18 protein-coding genes and 3 rRNA genes are annotated in these 19,768 nt (G+C 56.2%); 4 read left to right on the top strand and 17 right to left on the bottom strand.

The features are described 5' to 3' along the window. The first annotated feature begins 24 nt into the window (after positions 1–24). Positions 25–528, top strand: a complete 504-nt coding sequence (locus tag AC1Z3F_RS14825; protein ID WP_165477400.1) for a DUF2087 domain-containing protein — start codon at positions 25–27, stop codon at positions 526–528. On the opposite strand, the gene AC1Z3F_RS14820 is transcribed toward AC1Z3F_RS14825, so the two are convergent. Together AC1Z3F_RS14820 and AC1Z3F_RS14815 are read right to left on the bottom strand one after the other, a co-directional pair. Then, on the bottom strand, positions 525–1,352 hold the full coding sequence (locus AC1Z3F_RS14820) for a spermidine synthase (protein WP_131090663.1): 828 nt from the start codon (positions 1,350–1,352) through the stop codon (positions 525–527). The genes AC1Z3F_RS14825 and AC1Z3F_RS14820 overlap by 4 nt on opposite strands. After that, positions 1,345–1,851 carry a GNAT family N-acetyltransferase gene (locus AC1Z3F_RS14815; protein ID WP_242632626.1) on the bottom strand — a complete coding sequence of 169 codons (507 nt, stop codon included), beginning with the start codon at positions 1,849–1,851 and terminating at the stop codon, positions 1,345–1,347. Before AC1Z3F_RS14815 ends, AC1Z3F_RS14820 begins: the two co-directional genes overlap by 8 nt. Positions 1,852–2,005: 154 nt before the next feature. Here AC1Z3F_RS14815 and AC1Z3F_RS14810 point away from each other — a divergent pair, with 154 nt between their 5' ends. Further along, positions 2,006–2,386 carry a hypothetical protein gene (locus tag AC1Z3F_RS14810; protein ID WP_131090665.1) on the top strand — a complete coding sequence of 127 codons (381 nt, stop codon included), beginning with the start codon at positions 2,006–2,008 and terminating at the stop codon, positions 2,384–2,386. A 130-nt stretch (positions 2,387–2,516) separates the two neighbouring features. Here AC1Z3F_RS14810 and AC1Z3F_RS14805 read toward each other — a convergent pair whose 3' ends face one another. The 8 genes from AC1Z3F_RS14805 to AC1Z3F_RS14770 are packed head-to-tail and all read right to left on the bottom strand — an operon-like array spanning position 2,517 to position 7,602. Then, complete coding sequence (locus tag AC1Z3F_RS14805) at positions 2,517–2,918, bottom strand: O-methyltransferase (protein WP_242632617.1); 402 nt, start codon at positions 2,916–2,918, stop codon at positions 2,517–2,519. A 24-nt stretch (positions 2,919–2,942) separates the two neighbouring features. After that, a complete protein-coding gene (locus AC1Z3F_RS14800; RefSeq protein ID WP_242632618.1) occupies positions 2,943–3,092 on the bottom strand; it encodes a hypothetical protein in 150 nt (49 codons plus the stop codon). Positions 3,093–3,106: 14 nt separating this feature from the next. Then, positions 3,107–3,409: a thiamine-binding protein gene (locus AC1Z3F_RS14795; RefSeq protein ID WP_483566161.1), complete on the bottom strand. Its 303-nt coding sequence runs from the start codon at positions 3,407–3,409 to the stop codon at positions 3,107–3,109. A gap of 25 nt (positions 3,410–3,434) precedes the next feature. Continuing rightward, the gene (locus tag AC1Z3F_RS14790) at positions 3,435–3,752 is read right to left on the bottom strand and encodes an AzlD domain-containing protein (RefSeq protein ID WP_131090667.1); all 318 of its coding nucleotides are present in this window, start codon (positions 3,750–3,752) and stop codon (positions 3,435–3,437) included. Positions 3,753–3,754: 2 nt separating this feature from the next. Beyond that, positions 3,755–4,438: an AzlC family ABC transporter permease gene (locus AC1Z3F_RS14785; protein ID WP_131090694.1), complete on the bottom strand. Its 684-nt coding sequence runs from the start codon at positions 4,436–4,438 to the stop codon at positions 3,755–3,757. A 46-nt stretch (positions 4,439–4,484) separates the two neighbouring features. Next, complete coding sequence (locus tag AC1Z3F_RS14780) at positions 4,485–5,354, bottom strand: glycerophosphodiester phosphodiesterase (RefSeq protein ID WP_131090668.1); 870 nt, start codon at positions 5,352–5,354, stop codon at positions 4,485–4,487. A 26-nt stretch (positions 5,355–5,380) separates the two neighbouring features. Further along, entirely contained in the window at positions 5,381–6,769 is a 1,389-nt protein-coding gene (xylB, locus tag AC1Z3F_RS14775; protein ID WP_131090669.1) for a xylulokinase, read from the bottom strand. Beyond that, positions 6,766–7,602, bottom strand: coding sequence for a DeoR/GlpR family DNA-binding transcription regulator (locus AC1Z3F_RS14770; RefSeq protein ID WP_131090670.1), 837 nt, complete (start codon positions 7,600–7,602; stop codon positions 6,766–6,768). The genes xylB and AC1Z3F_RS14770 overlap by 4 nt, the downstream gene beginning before the upstream one ends. Before the next feature lie 141 nt (positions 7,603–7,743). Between AC1Z3F_RS14770 and AC1Z3F_RS14765 the strand changes: the two genes are divergently transcribed. Both AC1Z3F_RS14765 and AC1Z3F_RS14760 read left to right on the top strand, forming a co-directional pair. Further along, a complete protein-coding gene (locus AC1Z3F_RS14765) occupies positions 7,744–9,057 on the top strand; it encodes an MFS transporter (RefSeq protein WP_131090671.1) in 1,314 nt (437 codons plus the stop codon). A gap of 27 nt (positions 9,058–9,084) precedes the next feature. Further along, positions 9,085–10,572, top strand: a complete 1,488-nt coding sequence (locus tag AC1Z3F_RS14760) for a mannitol dehydrogenase family protein (protein ID WP_131090672.1) — start codon at positions 9,085–9,087, stop codon at positions 10,570–10,572. 57 nt (positions 10,573–10,629) lie between these two features. Here AC1Z3F_RS14760 and AC1Z3F_RS14755 read toward each other — a convergent pair whose 3' ends face one another. The 7 genes from AC1Z3F_RS14755 to AC1Z3F_RS14725 all read right to left on the bottom strand — a co-directional run bounded on the left by AC1Z3F_RS14755 (position 10,630) and on the right by AC1Z3F_RS14725 (position 19,711). Continuing rightward, positions 10,630–11,187: a dihydrofolate reductase family protein gene (locus AC1Z3F_RS14755; protein WP_131090673.1), complete on the bottom strand. Its 558-nt coding sequence runs from the start codon at positions 11,185–11,187 to the stop codon at positions 10,630–10,632. A gap of 253 nt (positions 11,188–11,440) precedes the next feature. Beyond that, positions 11,441–11,557: ribosomal RNA gene (rrf, locus tag AC1Z3F_RS14750) — 5S ribosomal RNA — on the bottom strand. A gap of 165 nt (positions 11,558–11,722) precedes the next feature. After that, a 23S ribosomal RNA gene (locus AC1Z3F_RS14745) occupies positions 11,723–14,858 on the bottom strand. 329 nt (positions 14,859–15,187) lie between these two features. Continuing rightward, positions 15,188–15,514 carry a hypothetical protein gene (locus AC1Z3F_RS14740; protein ID WP_262198064.1) on the bottom strand — a complete coding sequence of 109 codons (327 nt, stop codon included), beginning with the start codon at positions 15,512–15,514 and terminating at the stop codon, positions 15,188–15,190. 20 nt (positions 15,515–15,534) lie between these two features. Next, positions 15,535–17,060 (bottom strand): 16S ribosomal RNA (locus AC1Z3F_RS14735). Together the 16S, 23S and 5S rRNA genes form the textbook arrangement of a ribosomal RNA operon. 626 nt (positions 17,061–17,686) lie before the next feature. Then, positions 17,687–18,451 carry a hypothetical protein gene (locus tag AC1Z3F_RS14730; protein WP_262198724.1) on the bottom strand — a complete coding sequence of 255 codons (765 nt, stop codon included), beginning with the start codon at positions 18,449–18,451 and terminating at the stop codon, positions 17,687–17,689. A 213-nt stretch (positions 18,452–18,664) separates the two neighbouring features. Further along, positions 18,665–19,711: an endonuclease/exonuclease/phosphatase family protein gene (locus AC1Z3F_RS14725; protein ID WP_483566160.1), complete on the bottom strand. Its 1,047-nt coding sequence runs from the start codon at positions 19,709–19,711 to the stop codon at positions 18,665–18,667. Positions 19,712–19,768 lie beyond the last annotated feature (57 nt).

Raw genomic sequence — 19,768 nt, 5'->3', positions numbered from 1 at the left:
CAGAAAATGGTTAGACTGTTGCTCATGAGTCAACAACAGACCAATGAGTGGATTCAGGTTGCTGCCGGGCTAAAAAACCCTTCAATGCGTCAGCTTCTTGGTGCAGTGCTTTCCGGGTCCGACCTTGCTGAGCAACCTGCCAAAACCCAACGCAAAGATTTAGCGCGCTGGGTGAAAATCGGTTTGTTGTCCGAAGCGGATGACTGTTGGGTACTCAACGAGCAGTTCTTGGAGCGAACGCTAGCCTCGGCCGCGGCAACAAAGCCGGAGTCCAGCGGCATTCAGCGTTTTTTCACCGGTCACCGTTTGGATACCTTGCCGGCCAAGCCGGCGGACCGCCACGAGGTACTGGTCTACCTTCGTGATGCGATCATCGGCCAGGATGATCAACTGCGCGAGGAACAGGTTAATGAGCGCCTGCGGGTCTTTCACCCCGATGTGGCACTGTTGCGTCGTTACATGGTTGATCACGGCCTTTTGCTGCGTGCTGCTGATGGCTCCAGCTACCAGCGCGGTGCCGCTAACTAGGCCAGGATTGCGCTGGCGCCGGTAGCGAAGCGTTGCACACCTGCCCCTGCAACCAACTGTGCTGGCAAGGGTGCGGTGCGCAGGTTGCGTTCAAATCCGGCCCCGAGCTTCAATGGTTCGTCGCTGGCCAAGAACACGATGTTCCCGTAGCGACGGCCCTTAAGCATTGGCGGGTCGGCGATCATGGCCACGTGTTCAAAGACCTCTAATAGGGTGGCGGCCTCAGCCTTAGCTCCGGCCAGATCGGCGGTGTCACCACAGTTGATGATGTACACACCTCCCGCATCCAGAACCCGCTGGGCATCTCGCGCATACTCCACCGTGGTCAGCTGCCGCGGTGTGGTGCTTCCGGCAAAAACGTCGCGGATGATGACGTCGCGGCTGTCATCACTCAGGGTTGGCAATACCGCGGCGGCATCGCCCACACGAAGGCGCACCAGCGGAGCACGAGGCACGTCGAATGAGGTACGGACCAGCTCGGCCAGCTTGGCATCGAGCTCCACCACCACCTGGCGAGCGTTCTCGTAGCTCGCGGCCACCCAGCGGGCCATCGAGCAACCGCCGCCGCCTAGGTGCAGCACCCGCAGTTTTCGGGCGCGGCCGTCAAAGTCTTCGGCGGGGAAACCATAGGTGAAAATCGGTTCCATCCAGCGCATGTACTCAAAGTCCAGGTACGTCGGGTCGTCGAGGTCAATATGCGAGGACGGGACCCCGTTGACCTTGAGGATGTACCGGTTTCCGCCGTAGGGATCGGACTCAATAATGGCTGTGCCCGTATCAATGGGGAATTCGCCGAGCAATGAGTCCTTGGAGTCCCTAGCCATGGGCGCGTACCATCCGTCTTTCAATCAATCCCTGCCAGGTGCCCACCAGTGACTCGGTAGTTCCATCGGCTTTAAAACCCTGCTTTTCAAAGAAGGCCTGGGCTCGCGAATTACCTTCCAGCACCCAAACCAGCGCATCACGCTGACCGAGCACCACGTCCATCAGGTGTGCACCCAGCCCGCTGCCGTAGTACTGCTTTTCTACGTAGAGCATGCCCAGCTCGATCTCAACGCCGGTGTCTTTGTCTTCTTCAATGGTTGGGGTACCGCCGGCAAGGCCAATGATCTTGCCCTGCTCATCTTCGGCGATAAAAAATTGCGCGCCGGAAGCCAAGCCCCGCTCCCACCAAGCTACTTGGCCTTCGAGCTGTTCTTGGTGATGGGCGAAGAAGGAGGGCTCGCGTAACGCAGCATAGGCTTCGCGCCAGGAATCAAGTTTCATTTCCAAGGCTGGGCGTACGTCGTTTTCGGTCGCCAGTCGGATTCGGTAGTCGTTCATTTGTGGCACATTTCTAGCCTACGGCAGTGCTTGGGCTTATTTCTTTCAACGCTCCCGGCACCCCTCCTACTTAAGTAGCATTGCGAACTGTCCAAAGGTTTGAAAAAATACATGTATCGCATCAAATCAAACTGGAGCAGAAAAGGGAGAAGGCTTGCATCAAAATACGAAGTACGCCTATCTAACCGCGGGCCTAGTCGGCTCGCTGACCCTGACTATCAGCCTTTCATCAACGCTCTGGGTCATCCTGCTCGGATGCATTCTTTTGGCCGCCGGCTTCAGTCTCATCTCAAAACTCGAGCGTATTTGGGGCCCGGCCACACCGCAGCATTACTACTACATCGTCCCGATGCTCATTGGCCCGGTTGTTGCAGGATTAGTGCGCAACACCGAATACGCCCTATGGATCGGAGCCCCGGTCGCCGTGATCTGCGCTGTGGCAATGTACGTCTTGATTATCAAGGCCCCACCTTTTGCTCCGGAGGCCGACGAGGAACCCGAACGCAGCTTCAGCGAACACCACTCGGCACGCTAGTACCGTCTCCGCATTTTTACAGCACCCTGGCCAGCGCAAACCCGTCCCAGCCCTTGGCGCCCACTGTTTGCAGTGCGGTGGCTGAGACCCGCGAATGATAACGTAGCCAGATCAGTGCCTCTTGGACTCCTCACACGTCGGCTTCTTGGCTTCCCAATTGGCCCGAATCATCCAAGATCGCCCCGCCTCGCACCACGTTGTCTGAGACCAGCACCGTTCCCGGGTGCGAGAGTTCCAGCGCTCGTTGAAGATAGATCACGTTATTGCGCTTGTCGGCATCGATAAAGATCAGATCAAATGCCTCGGTGCGTTTGGTAATCAGTGAGTCTAAGGTTGCTTGGGAGGCACCTAATTTGATTTCTACACGGTCGCCAAGCCTGGCCCGTTCGAGGTTTCCTCTCGCTACGCGGGCATGCAAGGGCTCAAATTCGCAGGTAATCACCTTGCCCGATTCACCAACACCAAGGGCCAGCCAGCTGGTGGAGTAGCCACCTAAGGTCCCGATCTCTAGCACTCGGCGAGCGCCAATCATCTGCGCTACTAACTACAGAAATTTTCACTGCCCCGTGCTGACTTCAATGGACGGCAGCCCCGAGGCCCGATCATGCTCACGGCCTTTTTCCAGGGCCTGGACCTGAAGCCCGAGGGATTCTTCCAGATACTGCTCAACCGCACCGGCCTCACGTTCAGCCCTATGGTGAATCATGGCGACGCACTCTCCTAACTATCCTTGATAGCCTTCTCAAGCCGTTGAATCTTCGCGTCAATTTCGCCCTCGTAGCCGGGACGAATATCGGCTTTGAGCACCAGCGCAACGCGGGATCCGAACTTTCCAGCGGCCATCGTGGCCTGCTTAACGACCTCCATAACCTCGTTCCATTCACCCTCAATTTCTGTGAACATGGAGCTGGTGCGATTAGGCAGACCGGAATCACGCACGATCTTCACAGCTTCAGCCACGGCATCGTGGACTGAACCGTTGGGGTTGTCGTTACTTGGGGCTACAGAAAAAGCTACAATCATGCCTCTACTGTCCCACTTACTTGGCTTAGGCCGCTAGCCCGGTGGCCCGCAAGAGCACCGCTGCCAGTGCGCCAGCCAATACCACCACCAGGTAGGGCGCTTTGAAGATCAGCGCAATAATTGCCGCTGCCAAGGCGCCAATGCGGGCATCAATTTTCAGTTCTTGGCCCGAGGTGAAGGCGTTTACTGTCACCAAGGAGGCCAGCAGGGCAACGGTCAAGGTGGAAGCCACATGGGACATCATCGGCGAATCCAGCACCTTGCGCGGGACAAAATAGCCGCACAATTTGATGGCATAGGCCGTGAGGCAACTGGCTAGAACCCACCAGCTTAATTCACTCATTGTTACTCCCCGTCCACACGGTCTAGATCACCGTGCTGGGTAGCAGCAGGCTTTTGTCGCGCCGAAAGCACCGCATAAACGGCGGCACAAATAGCAGTTAAAAGGATCGGTAAGCCCGGTGCAACCACCGGCACCGCGAGCGCAGTAACGATCGCCGCCGCGAGCGCGATCAGTATCGGTTGCATCGACTTGAGCCTCGGCCACAGCAACCCAATAAACGCGGCCACCGCTGCACCGTCGAGGCCCCAAGCGGCAGGATCCCCCATCTTCTCACCCAGCAGTGCTCCCACCAGGGTAAAGAGATTCCACAGCAGATAAACGCCAATGCCCGCGGTGAAAAATCCGCGACGCTTTTCGCCGATTTCTGCTTGTCCTAGGCTCACGGCCGTGGATTCGTCGATGGTTATTTGGGCCATTCCCGGCACCTGCGCTGCGCGCGGGCGCAAGGATTGTTTAATCTGCATCCCGTATACCGCGTTGCGGATGCCCAATAATGAAGCCGCGGAAAATGCCGCCGATGCGGCCCCGCCGCCAGAGATCACGCCGATAAAAGCGAACTGCGATCCGCCGGTAAACATCAGCGCGCTCAGCGCGAGTGTCTGCCACAGGTTCAGCCCCGCGGCGATGGATAACGCACCAAAAGAAATACCGTACAACCCGGTCGCGACCGCGATGGATAGGCCCATCTTGGTGGCCGGGGTCAACCATTTATTCACTTGTATCGCTCATCTTTTAATGCTGTTCCAATTCCCGGCGAAGCTCCACTGGCCGGTTGCTGGTGAGCTCACCAACCCCAAGGTCAATCAAATACTGTGCATCGGCAGGGCGGTCCACCGTCCAGATGCGAGCATGTCGCCCTTCGGCCAACCATTGGCGCACCATCGGTTCATTGGCACGCGTCCAGGCAACGCCCGAGCCGATAATCCCGGCTCCACCGGCGTTGATCAGTTCAATGCCTTCGGCCACCGAACGGTACAGCACCGAATACACACCGGCCCGGCCCACCTGCCCCGAATCTACAAGCTCCTGAATGTAATCGGGATTCACCTCGGTCATCAGCTGGCAGAGCAAGTCCGGATTCACCTTGCGGCCAAGGTAGCGCAATGAGCCAGGATCAAAGCTCATCAGTGTCACCGCGATCTGCCCCGCGCTTCCGGCCCGCCCGGTTTGAGGATCAAAACCGTGAGCAGCAAGGACCTGCATGACCCGGTCTTCAAGTAGATACCCATAAGGGCTGGGGTGTTTGATCTCCACAGCCAAACCCACCGGTTTGCCGCGTTCTTCGATCAGCGTCAAAAGCTCATCAAGGCTCAGTAGCTGCTCATTTTCCGTGCCGTACTCTGCCGGTACTTCGGTCGGTACAACCCCGGTGAAGTCCATGGCTTTGAGCTGCTCGAGGGTAAAGGTAGATACCAGTCCCGAGGCATCAGAGGTGCGATCAACGGTGGGGTCGTGGTGGCATACCACTTGACCGTCCAAGCTCAAATGGACATCGCATTCAATACCGTCCGCACCCTCATCAATGGCCTGCAGGTAGGCGGCCCGGGTGTTCTCCGAATATTTGTGGGAACTGCCGCGGTGGGCGAAAAAGAGCGTATCCATAGTCCCTACGCTACGCGATCTGTCGCTTATTTCCACCCCTTAGTGTCATCACGCAGGCGTGCATAGTTCGCATAAATTTCTGGACGGGATTGCGCCTCATAGGTAGTGGACTCGGCGCTATTCCATACCGGCGGTTGATCCTGCCCGCTCAGTGCCCAGGCCGCTTGCCTCGCAGCACCCAAGGCCACGTACTCTGCTGTTTGCGGGACCTGGACGGCGACGCCGAAGATCTGTGGGGCGATCACTCGCACCGCTTCGGACTGCGCTCCCCCACCGATCAGCAAGATGCGTCGGGTTCTCACCTTGGTGCTCGCCTCCAGGGCAGCCACCGCATCTTTCATGGAGCACAACAGTCCTTCCACATACGCGCGAGCAATCTGTTCGCGGGAAGTGCTGGTGCGTAACCCCTGTAATAGACCGGTGGCTTCGGGCCGATTGGGGGTACGTTCTCCGCCAAAGTAGGGCAGTAATACAACCCCGCCCGAGCCCGGTTGTGCAGCCAACGCGAGGTCTGAAAATTCTTGTTGTCCCACCCCGAGCATGCGGGCGCCGAAGTCCAGCACCGGTGCCCCGTTTAGCGTGCAGGCCAGTGGCAAAAATTTGTCGTTGGCGGCCACAAAGCCGTTAACCATGCCCGATCCGTCATGCACGCTGTGTTCTACCACTGCGGAGGCCACCCCGGAGGTGCCCATGGAAATGCAGACGTCACCGGGCTGCAGATCCAGCCCCAAGGCGGCCGCCATATTATCTCCGGTACCCGCACCGATTACCGCCCCGGTGGACGTTCGACCGACCACCTCGTTGCCCTGCGCTAGGCGTGGCAATTGCACCTGGTGCCCCAACGCTGCGGCAGCTATTTCGGGTACAAAGCGGCGCTGCGCTGGGGAATAGTATCCCGTACCCGAGGCGTCCCCATGATCACTGACCGCCTCTTTGCGTCCACCTAAATGCCAGGTGAGGTAGTCGTGTGGCAATAAGACCATCGCTGTGCGTTCTGCGTTCTCCGTTTCCTGATCACGTAGCCAACGTAGCTTGGTCACCGTCAGTGAGGCCACCGGTACGCTGCCAATCTGCTGCGCACAGGCCAGCTCGCCGCCGAGCTCTTCGGTCAGCTCCCTTGCTTGTTGCGCCGAAGAAGTATCATTCCACAGCATCGCGTCACGCACCGGATTCCCGTGCTTATCAAGGGCGACCATGCCGTGTTGTTGGCCGGCAATGGACACCGCTGAGGCCCGCTGAAGTAATCCATCGGTGGCCGCTTCAAGTGCGGTGATCCACTCTTGCGGGTCAACCTGTGTTCCCTGCGGATGCCCATGGCGTTGTTCGGCCACTACTTCACCACTGTTCGCGTCGACCAACAGTGCCTTACAGGACTGGGTGGAGGAATCGATGCCTAGTACATAGGTGGGCTTCATGGCTGCGCCTTTGCAGAGGTGGTGGCTATGTGAATGCGTGGGCCCAGCTGCTGCAGCTGGGTCATCAGTGCGTCATCAAGTTGATCATCGATCACCACATCGTCGAACTCGGACAGGTTCATCACATGATAAATGCCTGCCGATTCATATTTGCTGGAGTCCACCACCAGGATCTTGCGTCGCCCCATCTGCAGCAGGCTGCGTTTGGTGCGCGCTGCCTCGGCATCCGGGTGTAATAAGGCGTTGTTCTTGATGGCGGTGGTGGAGACAAAAACTGCGTCGGCGGTCAGCCGTTGTGCTTGTTCGACCACGATGGAGCCGAGGAAGGAATCGGTTTCGGCATAGTACTGTCCACCGAGGCCCACCATGTCGATATGTGCCATGGCCGAGACCGCGCCCATGAGCGCCAGCGAGTGGGTGATTACCGTGGAAGGCTCGCGCTCTTCTAGGTGCGCACCGAGCGCCCCAACCGTGGTGGAGTCATCCAGCGCAATCACCGAATTGCGTTCGATCAGCTTGGCGGCGATGGCGGCAAGCTGACTTTTTAGCTCAGCGTTCAGGTGCCGACGCAGGCGTACATCGCGTTCGGCCAGCCGGGCGGTAATGGCTCGTGCTCCACCGCGGATGCGCTCGAGCCGGCCTTCCTTGGCCAGGTAGTCCAGGTCGCGGTGGATGGTCATGGCGCTGACCGAGAAGAGCTCGGCCAATTCCTCCACCCGTGAAGTGCGCACCTTATTAACGTGCCCGGTGATTTCGTCCCGGCGGGTCTCTGGAGGCAGCCCCTGACTTAAGCCGGGACCATCGTTTTCAACATCGAATTCGTGATTTGCCACATCTCTGATGATAGATGCTGCGTCTCAAGTCTCAAAACATCACTTTCTTCAAGTTTTTAACAGAAAATCTGTTGAGTTTGTTTGTTTGGTGTTAGATTGGTTCAATCGATCACACCGGCAAGGCCGTCGCAAAGGAGCGTCATGACCACAAACTCAACGCCAACACACCCCTCGATCTTTGATCGCCTAGGGCTACCGCGTCCGCTCCTATGGGGTTTTGTGGGCCTGATGATCTTCATGATCGGCGACGGCGTAGAAACCAACATCCTCGCCCCGTACCTCACCGGCGAACATGGCTTCTCCATCCCGCTGGCCGGAACCCTGGTCACCATCTACGGAGTGGCCGTAGCCATCGCTGCCTTCCTCTCCGCTTCGCTTTCCGACCTCTGGGGCCCACGCAAGGTGATGTTCATCGGAGCCGGCATCTGGGTGATTTTTGAACTGCTCTTTTTGGGCGTCGCACTGAACACCTCAAGCCTGCCTCTGATCTTTATCGCCTACGGACTACGCGGATTTGGCTACCCATTTTTCGCCTACGGTTTCCTCGTCTGGATTTCGGCCACCGCCAACGCCAAACGACTGGCCGTGGCCATTGGCTGGTTCTACGTAGCCTTCAGCTCCGGACTGCCAACCCTCGGCGCACTGACCGCCAGCGCCAGCCTTGAACTCTTCTCCCTGAGCTACTACCAAACCCTTTGGGTCTCACTGGCCCTGGTGGTCATCGGAGCGGCCATCGCGCTGATCGGCGTGAAGGAAAAGACCGGACGGGCACCGTTGGTGGCCAATCCCGAACAGGTTTTCAGCACCATGAGCTTCGGCCTGCGCCTGCTGGTGAGCAACCGCAAGGCCCTGATGGTCATGCTCACCCGAACCATCAACTCGGTCCCCACCTACGGCATGGCCATCTTCTTCCCGGCCCTGTTCGTGGACCGCTTCGGCTGGAGCGTGGGCCAGTTCCTGATCCTGACCACTGTCATCTACGCGGTGAACATCCCGTTCAACCTGTTCTTTGGCGCACTGGGTGACAAGCTGGGCTGGTCCAAAGTGGTGGTGTGGTTTGGCGCGGTGCTGTGCGCGATCTCCATGGCAGGACTGTACCTCGTACCAGCGTGGGCCACCGATCACGGTTACCCCTTCGCCTACCCACTGGCCCTGATCATCGGTGCGATCTTTGGCATCGGGCTGGCAGGTTTTGTTCCACTCTCGGCCATCGCCGTGTCCCTAGCTCCCGAACATCCAGGGGCAGCCATGGCCTCCTATAACCTCGGCATCGGCGCCGCCGTCTTTGCTGGCCCACTGCTGGTCGCCGTGCTCTACAACGTACTTGGTGCTGCGGGCATGGTCTTCCTCTTTGCAGCCCTCTACCTCGTCGCGGCCCTGATGTCCCACGCACTGCGCGGCACCCAGCCGGGCTTTCAGGGTGTCGCCCAACCCGCCGCCGTCAGCACCCACTAATCGATCCTGACTAAGGAGCATTGAATAATGAAACTGAGCAACCACACCCTGAACCAGGTTGACCCGCAGGTTCGCACCCCACAGTACGACCGCAAACAAGCCAGCGCCGGCATTGTGCACTTCGGCGTAGGTGGCTTCCACCGCGCTCACCAGGCCATGTATCTGAACCGGCTGATGAATCAGGGCCAGGCGTTGGACTGGGGAATTATCGGCATGGGCGTTATGGAGTCCGATCAGCGCATGCGCGATGTACTCAAGGACAGCGACGGGCTCTACACCCTCGTAGTGAAAAACCCTGATGGCTCCCGCGATGTTGAAGTCATCGGTTCGATCCTCGACTTCCTCTACGCACCAGATGACATAAACGCCGCCATCAACCAGCTGGCCGATCCTGCGATCCGCATCGTCTCACTGACGGTCACCGAAGGCGGCTACAACGTCCACCCAGTCACCGGGGAGTTTAATACCGCCAATCCGGCCATCGCCGCCGACCTTGCCAACCCGCAGGCACCACGCACCACCTTCGGGTTGATTAGCGCCGGGCTGAAGCTGCGCCGAGCCCGTGGCATCGCCCCCTTCACCGTGATGAGCTGCGACAACATCCAAGGTAATGGCGAAGTGGCCCACAAGATGTTTGGTGCTTTTGCTTCCGCCCTCGATGCCGAGTTCGGCCAGTGGGTCCAAGAGAACGTGTCCTTCCCAAACTCCATGGTGGACCGCATTACCCCGGTCACCACGGATGCCGATCGCGCCGACGTCATGCAGCGTTATGGCATCGAGGACGGCTGGCCAGTTGTCTGCGAAGATTTTGAGCAGTGGGTGCTGGAGGACAAGTTTGTTGCCGGCCGCCCACCCTACGAAGAAGCTGGCGTGCAATTGGTTGACGACGTGGTGCCCTACGAGCTGATGAAATTGCGCCTGCTTAACGCCACCCACCAGGGCCTATGCTACTTTGGCCACCTCGCCGGCTACCAAGCGGTGCACGACGTGGCCCGCAACAAGTTGTTTGCAGACTTCTTGCTTCGCTACATGAAAAACGAGGCCGAGCCGACCCTGCGCGAACTGCCCGGCGTTGACCTGGACGCCTACCAGCACAAGCTCATTGAGCGCTACAGCAATGAGTACGTTGCCGATACCGTGGCCCGCCTCTGCGCGGATTCCTCCGATCGCATCCCCAAATGGCTCATGCCAGTGGTTCGCGAAAATCTTGTCGCCGATCGTGAGGTCACCTTATCCGCAGCCATCGTCGCCAGCTGGGCTCGTTATGCCGAGGGGACCGATGAAGCGGGCGAAGAGATCACCATCGTGGACCGCTTGGCCGAAGAGGTCAAGGCTGCCGCGGCTAAGCACAGCGAAGATCCGCTAGCCTTCCTGCGCCAGCGCGACCTCTTTGGGGACGTTATTGATGATGAACGGTTCACCACCCCGTATCTGAAGACCTTGGAGTCGTTGCATCAGCAAGGCGCTGTGGCCACCCTGGCGCAGCTCATGGATCAGCAGGTCTCCACCCGCTAGCCAACTGGCCTCTGACAGCCGGCCCGCTCGTGCACCCAATGTATGAGCGGGCCGGCCTTATTGTGCGCGAGAATAGTGAACAGCGATCACGCCGTTGCTTAGTGTCTTGGTATCGAGCAGCTGAAGATGACGCGCATCAGGTAAACCAGAGTTGTACAACCGTGGCCCATGCCCAGCGATGATGGGTTGCACTAAAAAGCGATACTCGTCGATCAGCCCTAGCTGATCCAATGCTGTTGCCAGCTTGCAGCTGCCCACCAGCACCCCGTTTGCCGTACGCTCCTTGAGCGCCTGAACTGAGCTAGCCAGGTCACCCATAAGGTGGTGACTGTTGTTCCATGGATACTCGGTTCGAGTGCTAGAAACTACGTATTTGGGCTTGTCCTGCAGCTGGATCGCCCAATCGCGCAATGCCTGGGGTGCGGCAACTTCCCCGCTAGCCACCAGTGGCCAGTAGTCTTCCATCATTTCGTACGTGGTTCGTCCCCACAGCATAACGCCATGCTGGTTCATGAGGTCAGTGAAGTAGTCGTGCGTCTCTTCGTCAGCGATGCCGACCCTATGGTCGATACACCCGTCAAGGGTGACATTGATAGCGAACGTTAGCTGCCCCATCTGCGGATTCTCCTCTGACAACGGCAAGTGCGTGCGTTGACTGTAGAGCCGCTGTCAGCGCAGCGTCAAGGGATCCCAAATGATCTTTGTTCTTAAACAGGAAAAAGGGGGTCGAGCTTCAGCTCAACCCCCTACCAACCAGCAATCAGCGGCCGACAATCAGCAACCAACCCACCAGCTCTGCTGGTTAAACAGGTGAGGCCCCAACCAAAAGGTTAGGGCCTCAAACCAACATTCATCTTTATTAAGTTAAGTCCGGCGGTGACCTACTCTCCCACACCCTCACGAGTGCAGTACCATCGGCGCAGTGGGCCTTAGCTTCCGGGTTCGGTATGGGACCGGGCGTTTCCCCCACGCTATGACCGCCGTAACAATCACGAAGCACACAAACCAATTTTCTGGTGTTGTATGAAACGATGCGACAAAAACTACTTGTCAAGTCTCATGTTTAGTTTCGGTTGTCGAGTTGTTGTCTCGTAACCGCATAGTGAACGCGAACAGCAATGATCTTATTAGTCATTATTGTATATATTGTGTGTTGAAAGTCATCGGCCTATTAGTACAGGTCAGCTACACAAGTCTTTAGTCCTTGCTTCCACATCCTGCCTATCAACCCAGTGGTCTAGCTGGGGGCCTCACACACTCAAGGTGCATGGAAATCTCATCTCGAAGCAGGCTTCCCGCTTAGATGCTTTCAGCGGTTATCCCTTCCCAACGTAGCTAATCAGCGATGCACTTGGCAGTACAACTGACACACCAGAGGTTAGTCCGTCCCGGTCCTCTCGTACTAAGGACAGCCCTTCTCAAATTTCCAACGCGCGCAGCGGATAGGGACCGAACTGTCTCACGACGTTCTAAACCCAGCTCGCGTACCGCTTTAATGGGCGAACAGCCCAACCCTTGGGACCTACTCCAGCCCCAGGATGCGACGAGCCGACATCGAGGTGCCAAACCATGCCGTCGATATGGACTCTTGGGCAAGATCAGCCTGTTATCCCCGAGGTACCTTTTATCCGTTGAGCGACGGCCCTTCCACGAGGTGCCGCCGGATCACTAGTCCCGACTTTCGTCCCTGCTCGAGCTGTCACTCTCACAGTCAAGCTCCCTTGTGCACTTACACTCGACACCTGATTGCCAACCAGGCTGAGGGAACCTTTGGGCGCCTCCGTTACATTTTAGGAGGCAACCGCCCCAGTTAAACTACCCATCAGGCACTGTCCCTGAACCAGATCATGGTCCGAAGTTAGGTGACCGGTACAGCCAGAGTGGTATTTCAACGATGACTCCACCTGAACTAGCGTCCAAGCTTCACAGTCTCCCACCTATCCTACACAAGCTGCACCGAACACCAATACCAAACTATAGTAAAGGTCTCGGGGTCTTTCCGTCCTGCTGCGCGTAACGAGCATCTTTACTCGTACTGCAATTTCGCCGAGTTCATGGTTGAGACAGCGGGGAAGTCGTTACTCCATTCGTGCAGGTCGGAACTTACCCGACAAGGAATTTCGCTACCTTAGGATGGTTATAGTTACCACCGCCGTTTACTGGGGCTTAAATTCTCAGCTTCGCAACAAGTTGCTAACCGGTCCTCTTAACCTTCCAGCACCGGGCAGGAGTCAGTCCGTATACATCGTCTTGCGACTTCGCACGGACCTGTGTTTTTAGTAAACAGTCGCTTCCCCCTGGTCTCTGCGGCCCACACCCGCTCACAACTGCAAGAGCTGATCACGGGGCAGGCCCCCCTTCTTCCGAAGTTACGGGGGCATTTTGCCGAGTTCCTTAACCATGATTCTCTCGATCGCCTTAGTATTCTCTACCTGATCACCTGTGTCGGTTTGGGGTACGGGCGGCTGGGACCTCGCGCCGATGCTTTTCTAGGCAGCATAGGATCACCGAATCACCCACCAAAGTGGGCGCCTATCAGGTCTCAGACATCATGAACCGCGGATTTACCTACGACTCGTCCTACACCCTTGGACCAGGTCAATTCCATTGCCTGGCTCGGCTACCTTCCTGCGTCACACCTGTTAATACGCTGACCTCACTGCATCGGTTCCCACCACATCAACCAACAAAAACACCCGAAGGCATCAACAATTGGAATCCATCATGGTTAGCATCAACAGCTCAGTATGGGCGGTCCTTCGCCGGTACGGGAATATCAACCCGTTATCCATCGACTACGCCTGTCGGCCTCGCCTTAGGCCCCGACTAACCCAGGGCAGATTAGCTTAACCCTGGAACCCTTGATCATTCGGCGGACGGGTTTCTCACCCGTCATTCGCTACTCATGCCTGCATTCTCACTCGTATAGCGTCCACCGCTGGTTTACACCGCGACTTCACCCGCTATACGACGCTCCCCTACCCATCCAAACGCCCAATCCGAAGACCAAGCAAATATTTGAATGACGCAACTTCGGCGGTGTGCTTGAGCCCCGCTACATTATCGGCGCGGAATCACTTGACCAGTGAGCTATTACGCACTCTTTCAAGGGTGGCTGCTTCTAAGCCAACCTCCTGGTTGTCAAAGCAACTCCACATCCTTTCCCACTTAGCACACGCTTAGGGGCCTTAGTTGGCGTTCTGGGCTGTTTCCCTCTCGACTATGAAGCTTATCCCCCACAGTCTCACTGCTACGCTCTCACTTACCGGCATTCGGAGTTTGGCTAACGTCAGTAACCTTGTAGGGCCCATTAGCTATCCAGTAGCTCTACCTCCGGTAAGAAACACGTAACGCTGCACCTAAATGCATTTCGGGGAGAACCAGCTATCACGAAGTTTGATTGGCCTTTCACCCCTACCCACAGCTCATCCCCTCCATTTTCAACTGAAGTGGGTTCGGTCCTCCACACGCTCTTACACGCGCTTCAACCTGGCCATGGGTAGATCACTTCGCTTCGGGTCTAGATCACGCCACTCAAACGCCCTATTCAGACTCGCTTTCGCTACGGCTTCCCCACACGGGTTAACCTCGCGACGTAACACTAACTCGCAGGCTCATTCTTCAAAAGGCACGCCATCACCCAGGAACAAGTCCCAGGCTCTAACGGATTGTAAGCGCACGGTTTCAGGTACTATTTCACTCCCCTCCCGGGGTACTTTTCACCATTCCCTCACGGTACTGATTCACTATCGGTCATCAAGTAGTATTCAGGCTTACCAGGTGGTCCTGGCAGATTCACACAAGGTTTCACGGGCCCCGTGCTACTCGGGTATCAACACTAGAACGGCAGACACGCATTACACCTACGGGACTATCACCCTCTATGGTCCGGCATTCCAACCGATTCACCTATACGCCTGCACCTCATCCCACCAGCAAGATAGCGCTGGTACATGTCAACCCCACAACCCCGATGATGCAACGCCTATCCGCTATCACACACCAACCGGTTTAGCCCCATCCGCGTTCGCTCGCCACTACTAACGGAATCACTATTGTTTTCTCTTCCTGCGGGTACTGAGATGTTTCACTTCCCCGCGTTCCCTCCACACAGCCTATACATTCAGCTGCAGGTCACACCACATAACATGGTGCGGGGTTCCCCCATTCGGAAATCCTGGTCTCAACGTCCGGTTATCGACTCCACCAGGCTTATCGCAGATTCCCACGTCCTTCATCGGCTCTTGATGCCAAGGCATCCACCGTGCGCCCTTAAAAACTTCAACACAAAACAAAGTTCTCAGAATTGAGCAATAAAACAATCTAACAAAATCACACAGACAAGACTCAAACACCCCACAACCCAAGGAAAAAGGGTCATAAGACTCATCTCATCTGCAAGATGCTCGCGTTCACTATACAGTTCCCAAACAACAACCCCACACCCCCACAAACACACCCACCAACAACAACCCAAAAGGACCATTGCTCGTACCGAGCATGCCTGCAGCAAACAGAGGACAAACACCGAAACACCAAGAACCCCGCCACCCAAGAAGACAATCAACCAACCATCACAACACCAACCCCAAAAGGCCAGCACCGCAACACTTGATCAAATCATCCACCAGGGACGGAGGCTTGTTGCCTCAAAACCCAACAGCATGCCAAACCATACAAACCACACACCATCAACACCCACATTCCAACACCACCACCACACACCAACAAACCCACCCAAAAGGACGGATTCATTCATGTGAAGTAACAATGCGTACTCGCAAGCACCAACACCATACAGCCACAGCCAATACCCCGACACACACCCCAACCACTCATAATGAGGACCAGCGTGCACACGTTTTCCAGTATTGAGTTCATTGATATTCCACCCATGAGCAACCCACCCGTACAACACTCGTGCACAGACATGGGCAACCATAATAATGGTTAGCTCCTTAGAAAGGAGGTGATCCAGCCGCACCTTCCGGTACGGCTACCTTGTTACGACTTAGTCCCAATCGCCAGTCCCACCTTCGACGACTCCCCCCACACAAGGTGGTTAGGCCATCGGCTTCGGGTGTTACCAACTTTCGTGACTTGACGGGCGGTGTGTACAAGGCCCGGGAACGTATTCACCGCAGCGTTGCTGATCTGCGATTACTAGCGACTCCGACTTCATGGGGTCGAGTTGCAGACCCCAATCCGAACTGAGACCGGCTTTTAGGGATTAGCTCCACCTCACAGTATCGCAACCCATTGTACCGGCCATTGTAGCATGCGTGAAGCCCAAGACATAAGGGGCATGATGATTTGACGTCATCCCCACCTTCCTCCGAGTTGACCCCGGCAGTCTCCCATGAGTCCCCACCACTACGTGCTGGCAACATGGAACGAGGGTTGCGCTCGTTGCGGGACTTAACCCAACATCTCACGACACGAGCTGACGACAACCATGCACCACCTGTGAACCAGCCCCGAAGGGAAACCCCATCTCTGAGGCGGTCTGGCACATGTCAAGCCTTGGTAAGGTTCTTCGCGTTGCATCGAATTAATCCGCATGCTCCGCCGCTTGTGCGGGCCCCCGTCAATTCCTTTGAGTTTTAGCCTTGCGGCCGTACTCCCCAGGCGGGGCACTTAATGCGTTAGCTACGGCGCGGAAAACGTGGAATGTCCCCCACACCTAGTGCCCAACGTTTACGGCATGGACTACCAGGGTATCTAATCCTGTTCGCTCCCCATGCTTTCGCTCCTCAGCGTCAGTAAATGCCCAGAGACCTGCCTTCGCCATCGGTGTTCCTCCTGATATCTGCGCATTTCACCGCTACACCAGGAATTCCAGTCTCCCCTACATCACTCTAGTCTGCCCGTACCCACCGCAGATCCGAGGTTGAGCCTCGGACTTTCACGGCAGACGCGACAAACCGCCTACGAGCTCTTTACGCCCAATAAATCCGGATAACGCTTGCGCCCTACGTATTACCGCGGCTGCTGGCACGTAGTTAGCCGGCGCTTCTTCTGCAGGTACCGTCACTTTCGCTTCTTCCCTACTGAAAGAGGTTTACAACCCGAAGGCCGTCATCCCTCACGCGGCGTCGCTGCATCAGGCTTTCGCCCATTGTGCAATATTCCCCACTGCTGCCTCCCGTAGGAGTCTGGGCCGTGTCTCAGTCCCAGTGTGGCCGGTCACCCTCTCAGGCCGGCTACCCGTCGTCGCCTTGGTGAGCCATTACCTCACCAACAAGCTGATAGGCCGCGAGTCCATCCCCCACCGATAAATCTTTCAACAACCCACCATGCGGTAAGAAGTCATATCCGGTATTAGACCCAGTTTCCCGGGCTTATCCCAAAGTCGGGGGCAGGTTACTCACGTGTTACTCACCCGTTCGCCACTAATCACCCGTGCAAGCACGGGGTCATCGTTCGACTTGCATGTGTTAAGCACGCCGCCAGCGTTCATCCTGAGCCAGGATCAAACTCTCCATAAAAAAATAAAAAGCCATCAGCAACCCCTCGGAAAATAAGGGCGAAACCAATGAAGTCCTGGCGAATAAAAAACACTCAAGAACATCACACGGGGGTGCAATGCCTCAAGCAAATGTTATGTATTCACCAAATAAAATAAATATTCGGTATCAACAAACTTGGCACACTATTGAGTTCTCAAACAACAAACACTTACCGGTTCTTTACCCACCATTTCAGGCGGTAATTTCGTCCAGCGTTATATTCAAATCTTATCACCGTGAATTTCTGAAAGTCAAATCAATTGTTTGTGATTTGAGTCAGTATTCATGGTTCCCATTCTTCAACATCTTTTCCACAGTGACCTGTGCAAAACCGTTGATATTCTGGGGTTTTGCCTCCGATTTACATCCGGTTATTTCTTCCGTTTTGCTCTCGGCGACAAGGAAAAACTATACACAGGTTTGGGGGGTCGTGCAAATCGGTGAGGTGGTTTGTTGCGGTGACCGTGCACACTTAATCCGCTGCAACCAGTTTAAACCGCGACATCATGCGGTTTAAACTCAAAAAAACACCCTGTAAAACAGTTAAAACTGTTTTACAGGGTGTTTAGTAAGCGCCGTCATCGGCGCCAAAACCTGTTAACCGTCTAGTCTTCGACGATTTCGGCGTCCAGAACGCGTGGGTCATCTTGCGACAGTGCGCTCGGGACAATCGTTGGCATGCCGGCGAAAGCTACGTTCGCATTCTCGATCACGCGCTTTGCCATGAATCGGTTGCCAGCCCCACCAATCACCGCGCCAACACCGAACGGAACCAATCTTCCCATCATGCTGGCAGCCTGGGTGCCAATGATCTTATGCAGGAACTTCTTCTGCAAGGTGCGCTGCATGCTGGAGTAGAGGCTGGTATTCTTGTTCGCCCCGAAGGCTTGGGCCCAACCCTTCACAGGTCCTCCACCACGGCCAGCGGCCTGAGCGGTAAGCCCTGCAATCATCGAGCTTCCTTCTTCACCCATGAGGATGCCCATCACCAAGACTCGTGACTGGTCTGGATCTTCGATGGCGATGCCGTGTAGTTCGGCCAAGCTCTGCGCATAGAGTGCAGAAGCTTCAAGGAAGCCCAGGGTCGCCGCAGCTGAAAGACTCAGTGATATCACCGTGCCAATAGCCGGTACTGCTGCAGTACCACCGACGGCAGCTCCGGAACCGGTGACAACTAATAGGTAGTCACGTTCGACGATGGCGGCCAGTTCGGTCGAATCCGCTTGGGGGTGCTTCTTACGCAGTCGATTGATGTACGCAAGTACCAGTGGCCGCTGCACGCCAATGCCCTTCAAGATAGCTTGCTGCACACTAGGGCGTGGCTTGCCATCTTTGCCAATGAAAGTCATCGAGATTGGATCTTTTTTCATGATGCCTCCAGCTTTCCGCAAAACCCTGAGAGTTACCTTGAGCCTGCCGTGCTTTGCTCGGGTTCGCTGCCATTGAGTGGATGGTGCATTACGTGCTTGTGGAACTTAATCTACAGATAACTTCAGACCAGTGACGGTTACGGCACATTCAGTTGCGGGATTCTGCAATGCTAAGGCAAGAAAATACAGGGATGATCGCCCTGCGCGAACGGGCTAGAACTGAATGTCAGTCCAGATTAATGACCCAGGTTCATCAATGATCGTTGGTATTGCTTCATCCAGCGGTGGCTGGCTCTGCTCGATAAGGCCCTGGCCAACAACCTGCCACGAAGTATCAGGTACCAAGTAGCTTCCGGACTCGTTGAGCGCATCTTCGCGGCCCAGTGACTTAAGGAACGGTTTGATGCGTGACTCGCCGGACTCTTGTAGGTTCAGGGCTCCGGCGATGACAAACTTCTCGTCGCCCACACCTTTGGCTTGGCGCCCCTCATCGATATGAACGTAGTCCTTGCCGGCTAGATAGTCGGAGATAACTTTAAGTTCATCACTCTGGCGAGCTGCGGCAAGGTCTTGGTTCTGATCTTCGGGTTCAGTCTGTGTGGCTACTACGTGCACACGCTGACCGCGGTACTCAATAGGAATGTCCCATAGTCCGGTGTTCATCACTGGAATTGATGCGGCCAGTACACCGTCGATTTTGGTGTGGTGCAACTGGTTGTTGGCAACGTCCTGCCATTTGAGCTTGGAGACCGCGGTGATCTGATCTTCATCAACCGGGTACTTGGAGAGCACAACTACCGAGCCCTGCTCTTCAAATTCGCCCTGACCCCAGGCATCTTGTGCCCCACCAATGACACCGTCAACGTTCAGGTCCGCGCCGCTCTGCAACCCCTTGGAACCAACGGCTAGATAGGAGTACTGATAGTGAACATCTGGACGTTCGTCCTCGGTGTTGTTCAGGTACTGGTCGCGGAAGGTATCTAGGGCTGCCTGGTCCGCATCCACATCGGTAAGGACAACTACGTCAGCGTTGGACTGAGCGATGCTGTCAGCGACATGCCCTGCCTGCAGGTTGCTTGCCCCCATCAGGTTTTCGTTCAACTTACCCGGCGCATCCGCGGTGAGGTTCGCTTCGATGGTGGCAACACGCAATGAGGTCTGCGACAGTGCTTGGGTTGGGATGCCAGCTACATCAGTGGCTCCGGCTGGGACAGCAAGGGCCGAGGCTGCGGGGAACACTAAAAGCGTCCCTAGGCTCACCCCTGCTGCTCCAACTAAAAACTTTCGCACGGATCAACCCTACGCCGTACCCCAACC

The sequence above is a fragment of the Glutamicibacter sp. MOO4 genome (assembly GCF_056934395.1).
The sequence above is the reverse complement of the archived record's forward strand: the minus strand, read 5'-3'. Positions and strand labels throughout refer to the sequence as shown.